The organism is Stenotrophomonas sp. HITSZ_GD, from assembly GCF_029543105.1.
Taxonomy (GTDB): Bacteria; Pseudomonadota; Gammaproteobacteria; order Xanthomonadales; family Xanthomonadaceae; genus Stenotrophomonas_A.
The window spans coordinates 159,863-174,615 of sequence record NZ_JARQXB010000008.1; the positions used below are offsets into that span (position 1 = coordinate 159,863).

General features: G+C 68.3%; 10 protein-coding genes and 1 riboswitch. Of the genes, 6 read left to right on the forward strand and 4 right to left on the reverse strand.

Annotated elements, in window-relative coordinates; all coding sequences use genetic code 11:
• Window positions 1–183: 183 nt before the first annotated feature.
• Complete coding sequence (gene lpxC, locus P6166_RS10275) at window positions 184–1,095, forward strand: UDP-3-O-acyl-N-acetylglucosamine deacetylase (protein ID WP_277764364.1); 912 nt, start codon at window positions 184–186, stop codon at window positions 1,093–1,095.
• A 228-nt stretch (window positions 1,096–1,323) separates the two neighbouring features.
• On the opposite strand, the gene P6166_RS10280 is transcribed toward lpxC, so the two are convergent.
• The gene (locus P6166_RS10280) at window positions 1,324–1,776 is read right to left on the reverse strand and encodes a DUF721 domain-containing protein (RefSeq protein WP_277764365.1); all 453 of its coding nucleotides are present in this window, start codon (window positions 1,774–1,776) and stop codon (window positions 1,324–1,326) included.
• Between the two features lie 12 nt (window positions 1,777–1,788).
• Between P6166_RS10280 and P6166_RS10285 the strand changes: the two genes are divergently transcribed.
• From P6166_RS10285 to P6166_RS10295, 3 genes are all read left to right on the forward strand, one after another.
• Window positions 1,789–2,736 carry a M23 family metallopeptidase gene (locus P6166_RS10285; protein ID WP_277764366.1) on the forward strand — a complete coding sequence of 316 codons (948 nt, stop codon included), beginning with the start codon at window positions 1,789–1,791 and terminating at the stop codon, window positions 2,734–2,736.
• A 177-nt stretch (window positions 2,737–2,913) separates the two neighbouring features.
• Window positions 2,914–5,646 carry a preprotein translocase subunit SecA gene (gene secA / locus P6166_RS10290; RefSeq protein WP_277764367.1) on the forward strand — a complete coding sequence of 911 codons (2,733 nt, stop codon included), beginning with the start codon at window positions 2,914–2,916 and terminating at the stop codon, window positions 5,644–5,646.
• A gap of 263 nt (window positions 5,647–5,909) precedes the next feature.
• The gene (locus tag P6166_RS10295; protein ID WP_277764368.1) at window positions 5,910–6,875 is read left to right on the forward strand and encodes a Nudix family hydrolase; all 966 of its coding nucleotides are present in this window, start codon (window positions 5,910–5,912) and stop codon (window positions 6,873–6,875) included.
• Here the strand turns inward: P6166_RS10295 and P6166_RS10300 are convergent.
• Both P6166_RS10300 and metF read right to left on the reverse strand, forming a co-directional pair.
• On the reverse strand, window positions 6,872–7,483 hold the full coding sequence (locus P6166_RS10300) for a hypothetical protein (protein WP_277764379.1): 612 nt from the start codon (window positions 7,481–7,483) through the stop codon (window positions 6,872–6,874). The two genes, P6166_RS10295 and P6166_RS10300, sit on opposite strands and share 4 nt — an antisense overlap.
• A gap of 59 nt (window positions 7,484–7,542) precedes the next feature.
• Window positions 7,543–8,370, reverse strand: a complete 828-nt coding sequence (gene metF, locus P6166_RS10305; RefSeq protein ID WP_277764369.1) for a methylenetetrahydrofolate reductase [NAD(P)H] — start codon at window positions 8,368–8,370, stop codon at window positions 7,543–7,545.
• A 145-nt stretch (window positions 8,371–8,515) separates the two neighbouring features.
• Between metF and P6166_RS10310 the strand changes: the two genes are divergently transcribed.
• Window positions 8,516–10,240 carry a cellulase family glycosylhydrolase gene (locus P6166_RS10310; RefSeq protein WP_277764370.1) on the forward strand — a complete coding sequence of 575 codons (1,725 nt, stop codon included), beginning with the start codon at window positions 8,516–8,518 and terminating at the stop codon, window positions 10,238–10,240.
• A 98-nt stretch (window positions 10,241–10,338) separates the two neighbouring features.
• Here P6166_RS10310 and ahcY read toward each other — a convergent pair whose 3' ends face one another.
• On the reverse strand, window positions 10,339–11,784 hold the full coding sequence (gene ahcY, locus P6166_RS10315; RefSeq protein ID WP_277764371.1) for an adenosylhomocysteinase: 1,446 nt from the start codon (window positions 11,782–11,784) through the stop codon (window positions 10,339–10,341).
• A 31-nt stretch (window positions 11,785–11,815) separates the two neighbouring features.
• A riboswitch (S-adenosyl-L-homocysteine riboswitch) is annotated at window positions 11,816–11,905 on the reverse strand.
• 127 nt (window positions 11,906–12,032) lie between these two features.
• Between ahcY and P6166_RS10320 the strand changes: the two genes are divergently transcribed.
• Window positions 12,033–14,549, forward strand: a complete 2,517-nt coding sequence (locus P6166_RS10320) for a prolyl oligopeptidase family serine peptidase (protein ID WP_277764372.1) — start codon at window positions 12,033–12,035, stop codon at window positions 14,547–14,549.
• Window positions 14,550–14,753 lie beyond the last annotated feature (204 nt).

Here is a 14,753-nt window from a genome sequence, read left to right on the forward strand (position 1 = left end):
TGCCGGCGCCATGTCCTTTCCGCCGGGTCGGTGTGCCCCCGACCCGGCGGGTTTTGGCGTCGCTTGGCCGGGCATGGCATCGGGCGTGAATCTGCCGATGCGACACTTTTGTTAACATTCGTCCCTTCTTGCCGGCTCGCCGGTTCAGCTCACGTCTGCGTTTGTCATTCAGACTTCACCGCCATGACCCAGCAACGCACCCTCAAGAACACGATCCGCGCCACCGGCGTTGGCCTGCACAGCGGCGACAAGGTCTACATGACCCTGCGCCCGGCGCCGGTCAACCACGGCATCGTGTTCCGGCGCGTGGACATGGTGCCGGTGGTCGAAGTGCCCGCGGACGCAAGCCTGGTCACCGAGACCACGCTGTGCACCGGGCTGACGTGCAATGGGGCCAAGATCCAGACCGTCGAGCACCTGATGTCGGCCCTGGCCGGCCTGGGTATCGACAATGCCATCGTCGAGTTGTCCTCGGCCGAGCTGCCGATCATGGACGGCTCCTCGGGCCCGTTCGTGTTCCTGCTGCAGTCCGCCGGCATCGTCGAGCAGGATGCGGCCAAGCGCTTCATCCGCATCAAGTCGCCGGTGGAAGTGCGCGAGGGCGACAAGGTGGCCCGCTTCACCCCGTATGACGGCTACAAGCTCGGCTTCACCATCGAGTTCGACCACCCGATGATCCCGGCCAAGCAGTCGCGCGCCGAGCTGGAGTTCTCCACCGCCGCGTACATCAAGGAAATCTCCCGCGCGCGCACGTTCGGCTTCATGCGCGACCTGGAGTACATGCGCGAGCGCAACCTGGGCCTGGGCGGCTCGATGGACAACGCCATCGTGCTGGACGAGTTCCGCGTGCTCAACGACGACGGCCTGCGTTACACCGACGAATTCGTGCGCCACAAGATCCTCGATGCGGTGGGCGACCTGTACCTCGCCGGCGGCCCGATCCTGGGCGCCTACGAGGGCTTCAAGTCCGGCCACGCGCTCAACAACAAGCTGGTCCGGGCCCTGCTGGCGCAGCAGGAAGCCTGGGAATGGGTCAGCTTCCCGGCCGGCAGCGTGCAGCCGCCGGTGGCCTACGGCGCCCCCGCCTACGCCTGATCGCCTCCCCGTCAGGGGATTCCCCACCCACCCGGCCTCCCTGTAGGGAGCCCGCCGGGGCGATGTCGTGGAACTGTGAACTCACACCGAGCCAGTTCCTGAATTTAACGACTATTTAATCTTTCCCTAACTAACGCGCCACCCGGGGCCGCTAGGATGCGTCCGGTCGCGTATGTTTCTTCTCATGCTCTTCACGCGCGACGGCCGGCCGGGAGTGCCGGCCGGGCATCAACGGCGCGTCTTGGGCGCACCGGTGGGAACGATGTCCTGCAGGGATGCCAGTGCCTCGCGCAGACCTTTGTGCGTGGCGGCTGAGACAGGTTTCGACTGCCCCGGGTTCTTCGGCATTGGGGAATGCAGCGAAGCGGTGGTGGTCTTGGGGGTCACCCGCGTGACCTTCAGCCCGACGGATCGGGCCGCAACGAGGAGCTGTTGTTCGGCCAGCCGCAGTTTGGCGTGCCACACCGGCGAATCGACGAGGAAAACGAGCTGTTCGTCCTTCACGTTGGCAAGCCGGCAGTGCCCGGCGAGTGAAGGCGGCAGATAGGGGCGCAACTGCCTGTCCAGCGCATCGAGCCACAGGGCTCGGCGCAAGGGGTTGCCGGTCTTCTCCGCCAGCGCGGCCTCGATGGCCTGCTGCGGGACGGAGGGGCCGCGTGCGCTGGACGTTGGCTTGGACATGAAGACTCACTAATGGCTTTCAACAAGATCGTAATCAAATCGCGTCAGACCCGGGGCCAGCGTGTGGCCCGACAGATCCGCGATTTCGCGGCGGATCGCCCGCTCACCGTGTTGGGCGTGGTGCTGGGCGCCGGCCTGTTGCTCGGCCTGGGCGCAGCCACCGGGGCCGGCATGGTGAACGATGCCCGCCTGCAGGCCAAGGTCGACGCACAGCAGGCCGAGCTGGCCAAGGTACAGCGCGAATCCCAGGCCCAGGTCAATGCGCTGGCCGCGCGGCTCGGCGAGCTGCAGGCCCAGGCCACCCGCCTGAACGCCCTGGGCGAGCGCCTGACCCAGATGGGCAAGCTGCAGGACGGCGAATTCGACTTCAACGAACCGGTGGGCGTGGGTGGCGGCGACGAGCCCGCCCAGGACATGCCGGTCGGCGAGTTCAAGGAGGATCTAGGGCAACTCGAGCAGCAGTTCGCCGCCTCCGGCCAGCAGCTCAACGTCCTCGCGTCGCTGATGTTCGACCACCAGCTGGAGCAGAACGCGGTGCCGTCGCGGATGCCGATCCGCAACACCTACATCACCTCCGGCTTCGGCGGCCGCGCCGATCCGTTCAACGGCGGCTCCGCCAACCACAAGGGCATCGATTTCCACGCCAGCGTCGGCGATCCGGTGCTGGCGGTGGCCGACGGCGTGGTGAGCTATGCCGGCGTGCGCGGCGGCTACGGCAACGTGGTGGAGGTCGACCACGGCAACGGCTACGTCACCCGCTACGCGCACAACTCGCGCCTGACGGTGAAGGCCGGCGACCTGGTCCGGGCCGGCGAGCAGGTCGCCAAGGCCGGCTCCACGGGCCGCTCCACCGGCGCCCACGTCCACTTCGAGGTCTGGAAGGACGGCCAGGTGATGAACCCGCGCAAGTTCCTGGGCGACAACAACAATACCCCGGTGGGCCGCCGCGCACGCGGCTGATCCGCCTGCGGCCGGGGCTTGCGTTCGCCAGCCCCCGCCCCAAGCTACAATGGGCATTGCCATCGACAGGGCGCTTTGCGCCCTGTCGCGTTTGCGGCGGTCGTCGGGGAGCCGGCGTCGGTCGAAGCGTTCCTTCTTTTCGGCGCATCTTTCGATGCACTTCAACCGGTTTCTTCAATGATCAACAGCCTGCTTACCCGCGTTTTCGGCAGTCGTAACGAACGCCTCCTGCGCCAGCTCAACCGCATCGTGGTCAAGATCAATGCGCTGGAGCCGGAGATGGAGAAGCTCTCCGACGCGCAGCTGCAGGCCAAGACCCCCGAATTCAAGGAGCGCATCGCCAAGGGCGAGGCGCTGGACAAGGTGCTGCCCGAAGCCTTCGCCGTGTGCCGCGAGGCCTCGCGCCGCGTGCTGGGCATGCGCCACTACGACGTGCAGCTGATCGGCGGCATGGTGCTGCACCTGGGCAAGATCGCCGAAATGCGCACCGGCGAGGGCAAGACCCTGGTCGCCACGCTGCCGGTGTACCTCAACGCTCTGGAAGGCCAGGGCGTCCACGTGGTGACCGTCAACGACTACCTGGCCCGCCGCGACGCCGCGCAGATGGGCAAGCTGTACAACTGGCTGGGCCTGAGCGTGGGCGTGGTCTACCCCGGCATGCCGCACAGCGACAAGCACGCCGCCTACGGCGCGGACATCACCTACGGCACCAACAACGAATTCGGCTTCGACTACCTGCGCGACAACATGGCGCTCTCGCGTGCGGACCGCTACCAGCGAGGCCTGCACTACGCCATCGTCGACGAAGTGGACTCGATCCTGATCGACGAAGCGCGCACGCCGCTGATCATCTCCGGCCCGGCCGATGAATCGCCGGAGCTGTACATCCGCGTCAACCGCATCGTCCCGCAGCTGACCAAGCAGGAGAACGAGGAAGCCGAAGGCGACTTCTGGGTCGACGAGAAGGGCAAGCAGGTGCACCTGTCCGAGGCCGGCATGGAGCATGCCGAGGACCTGCTGCGCCAGGCCGGCATCCTCACCGACGAGGAAGGCCTGTACGCCGCGCAGAATCTCAGCGTGGTCCACCACCTCAATGCCGCGCTGCGCGCGCACGCGCTGTTCCAGCGCGACGTGGACTACATCGTGCGCGACGGCGAAGTGGTGATCGTCGACGAATTCACCGGCCGTACCCTGGCCGGCCGCCGCTGGTCCGATGGCCTGCACCAGGCGGTGGAAGCGAAGGAGGGTGTGCCGGTCCAGCGCGAGAACCAGACCCTGGCCAGCATCACCTTCCAGAACCTGTTCCGCATGTACAAGAAGCTGTCCGGCATGACCGGTACGGCCGATACGGAAGCCTACGAGTTCCAGAGCATCTACGGCCTGGAAGTGGTGGTGATCCCCACCAACAAGCCGACCGTGCGCAAGGACCACCCCGACCAGGTGTTCCTCAACCGCAAGGGCAAGTTCAACGCGGTGCTGGCCGACATCCAGGACTGCAACAAGCGCGGCCAGCCGGTGCTGGTCGGCACCACCTCGATCGAAACCTCGGAGATGCTCTCCGATCACCTGCGCAAGGCCGGCGTGCCGCACGAGGTGCTCAACGCCAAGCAGCACGAGCGCGAGGCGACCATCGTCGCCAACGCCGGCCGCCCGGGCGCGGTGACCATCGCCACCAACATGGCCGGCCGCGGTACCGACATCGTGCTCGGCGGCTCGCTGGAAACCGAGCTGCAGGGCCTGGGCGAGGAAGCGACCGAGGACCAGCGCTTCCGCGCCAAGACCGAATGGCAGCGCCGCCACGATGCGGTCAAGGCCGCCGGCGGCCTGCACATCGTCGGCACCGAGCGGCATGAGTCGCGGCGTATCGACAACCAGTTGCGTGGCCGCTCCGGCCGCCAGGGCGACCCGGGCTCCTCGCGCTTCTACCTGTCGCTCGAAGACAATCTGATGCGCATCTTTGCCTCCGACTGGGTCCAGAAGGCCATGCGCCTGATGGGCATGAAGGAGGACGACGTCATCGAGGACCGCCTGGTCAGCCGCCAGATCGAGAAGGCGCAGCGCAAGGTCGAGGCCCACAACTTCGATATCCGCAAGAACCTGCTGGACTTCGACGACGTCAACAACGACCAGCGCAAGGTGATCTACGCCCAGCGCGACGAGCTGCTGGACGCCGAATCGGTGAAGGACAACGTGGACGGCATCCGCGGCGACGTGGTGTACGACCTGGTCGCGCGCTTCGTGCCGCCGAACTCGGTGGACGACCAGTGGGACCTGCCGGGCCTGGAGGCCACGCTGCAATCCGAGCTGGGCGTGAACATCGACCTGGCCAGCTTTGCCAAGGGCCAGGAAGAGCTCGACGCCGAGCAGATCGCTGAGAAGGTGCAGGGCGCGGTGGACGCGCACTTCGCCGGCAAGGAAGCGGCCGTCGGCGCCGAGACCATGCGCGCGCTGGAGAAGCACGTCATGCTCACCGTGCTCGACCAGGGCTGGAAGGAACACCTGGCGAAGATGGACTACCTGCGCCAGGGCATCTACCTGCGCGGCTATGCGCAGAAGCAGCCGAAGCAGGAATACAAGAAGGAAGCCTTCGAGCTGTTCTCCGAGATGCTGGAAAGCGTGAAGCGCGACGTGATCAACCTGCTCGCGCGCGTGCACATCCGCAGCGAGGAAGAAGTCGCCGCGCTGGAGGCCCAGGAGCGTCAGCAGGCCGAGGCACGCCTGCGCCAGTCGCAGTTCCAGCACCAGGATGCCGGCGGCTACGGCACCGAGGACGAAGTGGACGAGATGCAGGGCCGCCAGGGCGCCGCCGTGGCGCAGGCCGTGCGCGAGGCCCCGAAGGTCGGCCGCAACGACCCGTGCCCGTGCGGCAGCGGCAAGAAGTTCAAGCACTGCCACGGTCAGCTCAGCTGAGCTGAGCTGACCGCGTCACCCGCGGGGCGGGTGGCGACTGCGGATTTCGCGTAGCGAAACCCGCAGTACGGGGCTTGCTGGCTGGCGGGCGCTTTCGGCGCGCCCCTCGACGATGGGGGGCTTTCCCCAAGACCGGCGCCGGCGCGGGCAGGTCCCTGGACCGAGCAGGCCGCCGTGAACACCGCAGGCGGCCAACCCCCTCTCCTTCACATACTTCACGCCCGCCGCTTGCCGCTGCTCCCGGCGCACGGCAAAGTCGTTGCATGCCTGATTCCCTGCGATCGATCCATGTCGTGGCCGGCGTCATCCGTGACGCCCGTGGCCGCATCCTGCTCACGCGCCGCACCGAAACCCGCGACATGCCGGGCCTGTGGGAATTCCCCGGCGGCAAGCGCGAGCCCGGCGAGACGTCCGAACAGGCGCTCGCGCGCGAGTTGCACGAGGAGCTGGGCATCGACGCCGAGGTCGGCGACTGGCTGATGGAAGTCCCGCAGCGTTATCCGGACAAGCGGCTGCGCCTGGAAGTACGCGCGATCACCGCCTGGAAGGGCCAGCCGCGCGGCCGCGAAGGGCAGGCATTGACGTGGGTGCCGCCGGAACGGCTCTCGCGCTATTCGATGCCGCCCGCCGACGTGCCGGTGGTGGCGGCGCTGCGCCAGCCCGACCGCTACCTCGTTACGCCCGAACCGGAAGATGCCGAAGCCTGGCTGCGCCAGTTGGGCATCGCGCTGGACGAGGGCGTGCGGCGGGTACACCTGCGTGCGCGCGCCTGCGAGCCGCTGCGTTGGCGCGGTCTGCTGGAGGCGGTGCGCGAACACTTCGGCCGCCGCGACGTGCAATGGCTGCTCAACCGCGACATCGCGCTGGCGCGCGAGCTGGGCTTTGGCGTGCACCTGGGCGCCGAACAGCTGGCCACGCTGGAGGCGCGCCCCTTGCCGGCGGAAGTGCCGCTGGCCGCTTCCTGCCACCAGGCGGAGGACCTGCGTCGCGCGCAGCAGCTGGGCTGCGACTTCGCCGTGCTCGGCCCGGTGCTGCCCACCGCTTCGCATCCGGGCGAGCCCGCGCTCGGCTGGGAGGGTTTCGAGCAGCTGCGTGAGTCGGTGGCGCTGCCGTTGTACGCGATCGGCGGGTTGGCACCGGAACACATCGGGGTGGCGCGCCAGCACGGCGCGCAGGGCATCGCGGCGATCCGCGCGCTGTGGCCCGCGGACCTGGCCGCCGTCGGCTAGAAGCTCACCCAGAAGCAGTTGTACTGCCGCCGCAGCCGCAGCACGGTGCGCGACGGCGTGCTGCCGTTGGCCATCACCTGTTCCAGCCGCAAGCCCCAGGGACGCGGGCGCGTGGCGGGCGCGTAAGGGGCTTCGGCCAGTGCGGTGGCGGCGCTGTTGTCCGGCGGCACATAGGCGGCGTCGGGCTCGGGCGTGGTGATCGGCGCATAGGCGTCCGTCGCCTCGGCCGGGTACATCGGCGCGATGTCCACCAGCGTGCGGTCGGCGATGGCTTCCAGTTGCGACAGCACGCGGTTGGCGGTGGCGTTGGAGACATCGCCCCACAGGTACAGGCTGGAGAGGCGGTTGACGTCGTGGGTCTCCACCGCGGTGCGCAGCAGCCCGACCAGTTCGCTGAGGCGGCGCGGGCAGCCGTAACGGTACAGGCCGGTCTCTCCGTCGCGCAGGGCGGGCGGCGGCATGCGCGAGATGCTGCCCAGGTCCTCGCAGCGGCGGTCGCTGAAGACCGTCTGCCCGTCCGGGCCGATGCAGCGGTTCACCGCGGCCTGCGCCCGCGCGCCGGTGGCCGGCAGAGCCAGGGCCAGGCCGGTCAGCAGGGTGGGCAGCATCAGGGACGTGCGCATCCGCCCAGCGTAGCGACGAACGGCATCGCGCGCCACGCGCGGCGTCAGCGGCCCAGGCGTTGCAGGATCTGCTGGGTCGGCTTGGCGAGGTTGAGCGTGTAGAAATGCAGCGACGGCGCGCCGCCCTCGATCAGCCGCTGGCACAGCGCGGCCACCACGTCGGCGCCGAACTCGCGGATCGATTCGGCGTCGTCGCCATAGGCCTGCATGCGCTTGGCGATCCAGCGCGGGATCTCCGCGCCGCACTGCTCGGAAAAGCGCCGCAGCTGCGAGAAGTTGGAGATCGGCATGATGCCCGGCACGATCGGGATCTCCACGCCCAGCTTGCGCACCGCGTCCACGAAGGAGAAATAGGCGTCCGCGTTGTAGAAGTACTGCGTGATCGCGCCGTCCGCGCCGGCGTCCACCTTGGCCTTGAAATGCCGCAGGTCGGTGATCGCGTCGGCGGCCTGCGGGTGCGTTTCCGGATAGGCGCCCACCTCGACATGGAACGCATCGCCATGCTCGTCGCGGATGAAGGCAATCAGCTCGGCGGCGTAGCGCAGGTCGCCCGGATGGCCCATGCCCGACGGCAGGTCGCCGCGCAGCGCGACGATGCGCTTGCAGCCCAGCGCGCGGTACAGCTTGAGCAGCTCGCGGATCTCCTCGCGGCTGCCACCCACGCAGGACAGGTGCGGCGCGGCGTCGAAGCGATGGTGCTGGCTGAGGTGGCGCACCGTCTCGGAGGTGTAGCTCAGCGTCGAGCCACCCGCGCCGAACGTGCAGGACACGTACTCCGGTGCGTGCGTGGAGAGGCGCGACGCGGTGCGGTCGAGCTGGCTGCGCTGCTCGTCGGTCTTCGGCGGGTAGAACTCGAAGCTGATCGGGGTCATGGGCCTGGGGCGTGCGAGGGTGCGGTGGAATTGTATCGCTTCATCGCGATGGATGCATGGAGGTTTTGCTGCGCCGCAGGGCGGCCATCGCCAGGGGCCGTGCCATCATCGCCGGAAACGTTTTTTCCGGGGAGCACCGCACACGATGAAGTCCAAGACCCGTCTGATCGCCCTTGTCCTGGCCCTGGCCGCCGTGCAGGCGCCCGCCACCGCCAAGGATTTCCTGCGTGCAGACGGCACGCGCATCGTCGATGGGCAGGGGGAGCCGGTCATCCTGCGCGGCATGGGGCTGGGCGGCTGGATGCTGCAAGAAGGCTACATGCTGGAGCTGCCGCAGTTCGGCACGCAACGGGTGATCCGCCAGAACATCGAGAAGCTGATCGGCCCGGAGAAGACCCAGGCCTTCTACACCGCGTGGCTGGACAACCACACCACCAAGGCCGACGTCGACGCGATGGCGCGCTGGGGCTTCAACTCCATCCGCCTGCCGATGCACTACGCGCTGTACACGCTGCCGGTCGAACAGGAACCGGTGAAGGGCGAGCAGACCTGGCTGGAAGACGGCTTCCGCCGCACCGACGAACTGCTGGCCTGGGCCAAGGCCAACGACATGTACCTGATCCTGGACCTGCATGCCGCGCCGGGCGGGCAGGGCAACGACATCAACATCTCCGACCGCGACCCGGCGCAATCCTCGCTGTGGGACGACCCGGCCAAGCAGGAGAAGATGATCGCGCTGTGGCGCAAGCTGGCCGAGCGCTACAAGGACGAACCGTACATCGGCGCCTACGACATCATCAACGAGCCCAACTGGGGCTTCTCCGACCGCGCCGACCGCAACGGCTGCAAGGAGACCGGCAACGCGCCGTTGCGCGACCTGCTGGTGCGCACCACCGCGGCGATCCGCGAAGTCGACAAGCGCCACATCGTCATCGTGGAGGGCAACTGCTGGGGCAACAACTACGCCGGCGTGTTCGATGAGGGCATGTGGGACGACAACCTGGTGGTCAGTTTCCACAAGTACTGGGATGCGACCACGCCCGACACGCTGGGCAAGGTCATCGCGCTGCGCGACAAGCACCATGTGCCGCTATGGCTGGGCGAGAGCGGCGAGAACTCCAACGACTGGTTCGCGCGCACGATCCAGCTGGTGGAGAACGAGGGCATCGGTTGGTCGTGGTGGCCGTTGAAGAAGATTCGTTACAACAATCCGCTGCAGGTGACGCCCAACGAGGGCTACCGCCGGCTGCTCGCCTATTGGGAAGGCAAGGGGCCGCAACCCTCGGCGGCCGAGGCCGAGCAGGCATTGATGCAGTTTGCCTCGCATGACGTGCGCTACGAAAACAACGTGCAGCACCCGGACGTGGTGGACGCGCTGTTCCGTTCGCCGCATTCGCTGCAGCCCGTGCCTTACAAGACGCACCGCATCGGCGCGGACGGCGGCACGGTGGCGGCGATCGACTTCGACATGGGGCGCGATGGCGTGGCGTACCACGACCTCACGGCGTCTAACGACAAGGGCACCGGGCCGGACCGCGTCACCTGGAACCCGGCCATGACCTACCGCAACGACGGCGTGGACCTGGGCGTGCGCCAGGACGGCACCTTGCAGGTGGCCGGGCTGGAGAAGGGCGAGTGGCTGAAGTACACCGTGGAGGTGGAGACCGGCGGCCGCTACACGCTGGCGCTGCAGGGCGATGGCAAGGGCCAGGCCTGGGTGCAGGTCAACGGCGACCGCCTCGCGCAGACCGTGGCCGGTGCGAATGGCAAGCTGCCGGTGACGCTGGCGCCGGGGCGCAACACGCTGGTGGTGGGGGCCGCTGCCGGCAAGTTCGACCTGCGGGCGCTGCGGATCGAAGTGGCGCGCTGAGCGGCGGGCGGATGCGGCAGCTTCGAGTGCCGCGATGACATCTTGCACAAAAAAACGGGGCCCGAGGGCCCCGTTTTCTTGTCCGATCCGGCAAGGGATCAGTAGCGGTAATGCTCCGGCTTGTACGGGCCTTCCACCGGCACGCCGAGGTAGGCGGCCTGCTCGTCGCTCAGCTTGGTCAGCACCACGCCGATCTTCTCCAGGTGCAGGCGCGCCACTTCCTCGTCCAGGTGCTTGGGCAGGCGGTAGACGGCCTTCTCGTACACATCCTTGTTCTGCCACAGGTCGATCTGCGCCAGGGTCTGGTTGGCGAACGAGTTGGACATCACGAAGCTCGGGTGGCCGGTGGCGCAGCCCAGGTTCACCAGGCGGCCTTCGGCCAGCAGGAAGATCGCGTTGCCGTTGGGGAACACGAACTTGTCCACCTGCGGCTTGATGTTGATCTTCTGCACGCCGGCCAGGTTGTACAGCGCATCGACCTGGATCTCGTTGTCGAAGTGGCCGATGTTGCACACGATGGCCTGGTCCTTCATCGCCTTCATGTGCTCGAGGGTGATGATGTCCTTGTTGCCGGTCGTGGTGACGTAGATGTCGGCCTGGCCCAGGGTCGATTCGACGGTGTTGACCTCAAAGCCTTCCATCGCCGCCTGCAGCGCGCAGATCGGGTCGATCTCGGTGACGACCACGCGCGCGCCATAGGCGCGCAGCGAGTGGGCCGAGCCCTTGCCGACGTCGCCGTAGCCGCACACCACGGCCACCTTGCCGGCCAGCATCACGTCCATCGCGCGCTTCAGGCCGTCGGCCAGCGATTCGCGGCAACCGTAGAGGTTGTCGAACTTGCTCTTGGTGACCGAGTCGTTGACGTTGATGGAGGGCACCAGCAGCGTGCCGGCCTCGGCCAGCTGGTACAGGCGGTGCACGCCGGTGGTGGTCTCTTCCGAGACGCCCTTCCAGCTCTGCACCACGCGGGTCCAGTAGCCCGGGCGCTCGACGGCCACGCGCTTGAGCAGGTTCTTGATGATCTGCTCCTCGTGCGAGGAGGCCGGCTCGTCCACCCACTTGGAGCCGTTCTCCAGCTCGTAGCCCTTGTGGATCAGCAGGGTGACGTCGCCGCCATCATCGACCACCAGTTCCGGGCCCAGCAGGGTGCCGTCGGCGGCGGTGAAGGTCAGCGCGGCCAGGGTGCAGTCCCAGTATTCCTCCAGCGTCTCGCCCTTCCAGGCGAACACCGGGGTGCCGGTGGCGGCGATGGCCGCGGCGGCCTGGTCCTGGGTGGAGAAGATGTTGCACGAGGCCCAGCGCACGTCGCCGCCGATGTCCTTCAGCGTTTCGATCAGCACGGCGGTCTGGATGGTCATGTGCAGCGAGCCGGTCACGCGCACGCCGTTGAGCGGCTTGGCGGCGGCGTGCTTGCGGCGGATGGACATCAGGCCCGGCATCTCGTGCTCGGCGATGTCGATCTCCTTGCGGCCCCAGTCGGCCAGGGAGATGTCGGCGACCTTGTAGTCGCCCTCGGTGGAAAAGGTCTTCAGTGCGGCATTCATGGGCATGCTCCGGTATCTGCGAAAGAATTCGCGTTGCCGGGCGCCGTTGCAGGGGACCAACCCACCGAGCCTGGCCCGTGGCGTCGTGAAACGGCCCCTGGTCGCAGCGCCCCTCGGCGGACCCGACGATTATATCGTCGCGACCCGTCCGGGAATGAACACGTCGGTGGCCGGGCCCCAACCATCGGCAGGTCAGCCGCGCGCGCGCGGCTGCTACCGTGGGTCATTCGCTCATGGGAGGCAGGCCGATGCAGGCAGGATGGAAGACGATGTGGACCGGTGTGCTGGCAGGCTGCCTGCTGGCGCCCGCGGCGTGGTCGGCGACGCCGGCCGCCCCGCCTGCCACGCAAGCCGCCGCGCCGGGCTATCGGCTGCCGCCCGCGCCGCTGCAGGCGGTGGCCGATGCGCCGAACCCGCCTCGCCTGGTGCTCTCGCGCCAGCGCGAATACGCCGCGCTGCTGCAGAGCCCGGCGTTGCCGGGCATCGCGCAGGTGGCGCAACCGGAGCTCAAGCTCGCCGGCCTGCGGCTGCACCCGCGCACGCGCTCGCGCAGTGAATTCTCCTTCGCGCAGCAACTGTGGCTGATGCATGTGGCCGATGGCCAACAGACGCAGATCGACGGCCTGCCCGCGCCGCTGTCGCTGGCCTCGGTCTCCTGGTCGCCGGACCAGCGCTACCTGGCGTTCAACCGCGTGGATTCGGCCAGCGGCGCCAACGAGCTGTGGCTGGTGGACGTGGGCGCGCACCGGGCGTGGCGCGTGGCCGAGCGGCTCAACACCCTCACCCAGCCGGGCTACCGCTGGATGCCCGACAGCCGCTCGCTGCTGGTGCTGCTGCAACCGGCCGGGCAGGGGGCCGCGCCGGCCGACGACGGCATTCCCGCCGGCCCGGCGATCCAGCAGACCGCGCAGGCCGCCGGCGCACGCTCGATTCGCACCTACCAGGATCTGTTGCGCAACGAGGGCGACGCCCGGCGCCTGGAGTACTACCTGGCGGCGCAGCCGGCGCGGGTGGCGCTCAACGGCCAGATCGAGCCGCTGGGCGCGCCGGGCCTGTATACGGACCTGGCGCCGTCGCCGGATGGCCAGCACCTGCTGTCGCAGCGCATCGAGCGGCCGTTCTCCTATCTGGTGCCGCTGACCCGCTTCCCGCGCCGTATCGAAGTGCTGGATGCCAGGGGCCGCTACGAGCACGAGGTCGCGCGCCTGCCGCTGGTGGAAGGCCTGCCGACCGGCAACGACGCGGTACCCACCGGCGTGCGCGCGGTGCAGTGGCGCGCGGACGCGCCGGCCACGCTGCTGTGGGCGGAGGCGCAGGATGGCGGCGATCCCTCGCGCGAGGCGCGCATCCGCGATGCGGTGATGGTGCAGGCGGCGCCTTTCGAACAGCCGCCGCAGACACTGATCGAGCTGGCCACGCGCTTCGCTGACGTGACCTGGGGGCGTGGCGACCTGGCGCTGGTCGACGAGTACTGGTGGAAGGATCGCAAGATCCGCCAGTGGCGGGTGGCCCCGGACGCGCCGGGGCAGGCCCCCGTGCTGTTGAACGAACGCTCGGAGGAGGATCGCTACGCCGACCCGGGCACGCCGGCGACGGTCGACGACGAGAACGGCCAGCCGCGGCTGTTCACCGATGCGCAGGGGCAGTTCCTCTACCTGGTCGGCGAGGGCGCATCGCCGGAAGGCGATCGTCCGTTCGTGGACCGGCTGGACCTGCGCGATGGGCAGCGCGAACGCTTGTTCCAGTCGCAGGCGCCGTTCTACGAGCGGCCGCGTGCGCCGCTGGATGCGCAGGGCCGGCAGTGGCTGACCACGCGCGAGTCGCCGGACGAGCCGGCCAACTGGTATGTCCGCACGCTGGGGGCGGCCGACGCGCCGCGTGCGCTGACGCGCTTCGCGCATCCGCTGCCGCAGCTGCGCGGCGTGCAGAAGGAGCAGATCCGCTACAAGCGGGCCGATGGCGTGGATCTCACCGCGACGCTGCTGCTGCCACCCGGCTACGAGGCCAAGCGTGATGGCCCGCTGCCGATGCTGATGTGGGCCTATCCGGGCGAGTTCAAATCGGCGGCGGCCGCCAGCCAGGTCACCGATTCGCCATACCGCTTCAACGCGGTGGGCTACTGGGGGCCGCAGGCATACCTGGCGATGGGCTATGCGGTACTCAACAACCCGTCGATGCCGATCATCGGCGAGGGCGATGCGGAGCCGAACGATACCTACGTGCAGCAGTTGGTGGCCGATGCGCAGGCGGCGGTGGACGAGGTGGTGCGGCGCGGGGTGGCGGACCGGGAGCGCATCGCGATCGGCGGGCACTCGTACGGTGCGTTCATGACGGCGAACCTGCTGGCGCATTCGACGTTGTTCAAGGCCGGCATCGCGCGCAGCGGCGCCTACAACCGCACGCTGACGCCGTTCGGGTTCCAGTCCGAGGAGCGTAATTACTGGCAGGCGCAGCCGGTGTACGCGGCGATGTCGCCGTTCAACTACGCGGACCGTATCAAGACGCCGCTGTTGCTGATCCACGGGCAGGACGACGACAACAGCGGCACGTTCCCGATCCAGAGCGAGCGGCTGTACGCGGCGGTGAAGGGGTTGGGCGGGACGGCGCGTCTGGTCATGCTGCCGAACGAGGCGCACCGGTATCGGGCGCGGGAGTCGATCATGCAGATGCTCGCCGAGACCAACGATTGGCTGCAGCAGTATCTGGGTTCGCCTTCGAAGGCGGGGGCTTCCGCCAAGGGGAAGGGGACGGCTGCTTCGCCTTGATCTCGCATTTCTTGTTTGATGGATCGGGCGGCCTTTGGTCGCCCTTTCCCTTTTGGGGCGCTGCTGGGCTTGGTCGGCTCGCGAGATGGATCGGCGGTTCGGTTGCCGCGCGCGGCCTTCGGGGGCAGGGCCCTTTCGGGACACGCCGTGAATCCATCCATGGAGGCTCGTAGGCGACATCCATGTCGCCTACGGTCCCGAAAG

Coding starts and splice junctions, on each gene's coding strand:
- P6166_RS10300 (WP_277764379.1), bottom strand. CDS start 7,483: ATGCTGCCCACCCTGCTGACCGGCCTGGCCCTGGCTCTGCCGGCCACC.
- P6166_RS10295 (WP_277764368.1), top strand. CDS start 5,910: ATGCCTGATTCCCTGCGATCGATCCATGTCGTGGCCGGCGTCATCCGT.
- P6166_RS10285 (WP_277764366.1), top strand. CDS start 1,789: ATGGCTTTCAACAAGATCGTAATCAAATCGCGTCAGACCCGGGGCCAG.
- ahcY (WP_277764371.1), bottom strand. CDS start 11,784: ATGAATGCCGCACTGAAGACCTTTTCCACCGAGGGCGACTACAAGGTC.
- lpxC (WP_277764364.1), top strand. CDS start 184: ATGACCCAGCAACGCACCCTCAAGAACACGATCCGCGCCACCGGCGTT.
- P6166_RS10310 (WP_277764370.1), top strand. CDS start 8,516: ATGAAGTCCAAGACCCGTCTGATCGCCCTTGTCCTGGCCCTGGCCGCC.
- metF (WP_277764369.1), bottom strand. CDS start 8,370: ATGACCCCGATCAGCTTCGAGTTCTACCCGCCGAAGACCGACGAGCAG.
- P6166_RS10320 (WP_277764372.1), top strand. CDS start 12,033: ATGCAGGCAGGATGGAAGACGATGTGGACCGGTGTGCTGGCAGGCTGC.
- secA (WP_277764367.1), top strand. CDS start 2,914: ATGATCAACAGCCTGCTTACCCGCGTTTTCGGCAGTCGTAACGAACGC.
- P6166_RS10280 (WP_277764365.1), bottom strand. CDS start 1,776: ATGTCCAAGCCAACGTCCAGCGCACGCGGCCCCTCCGTCCCGCAGCAG.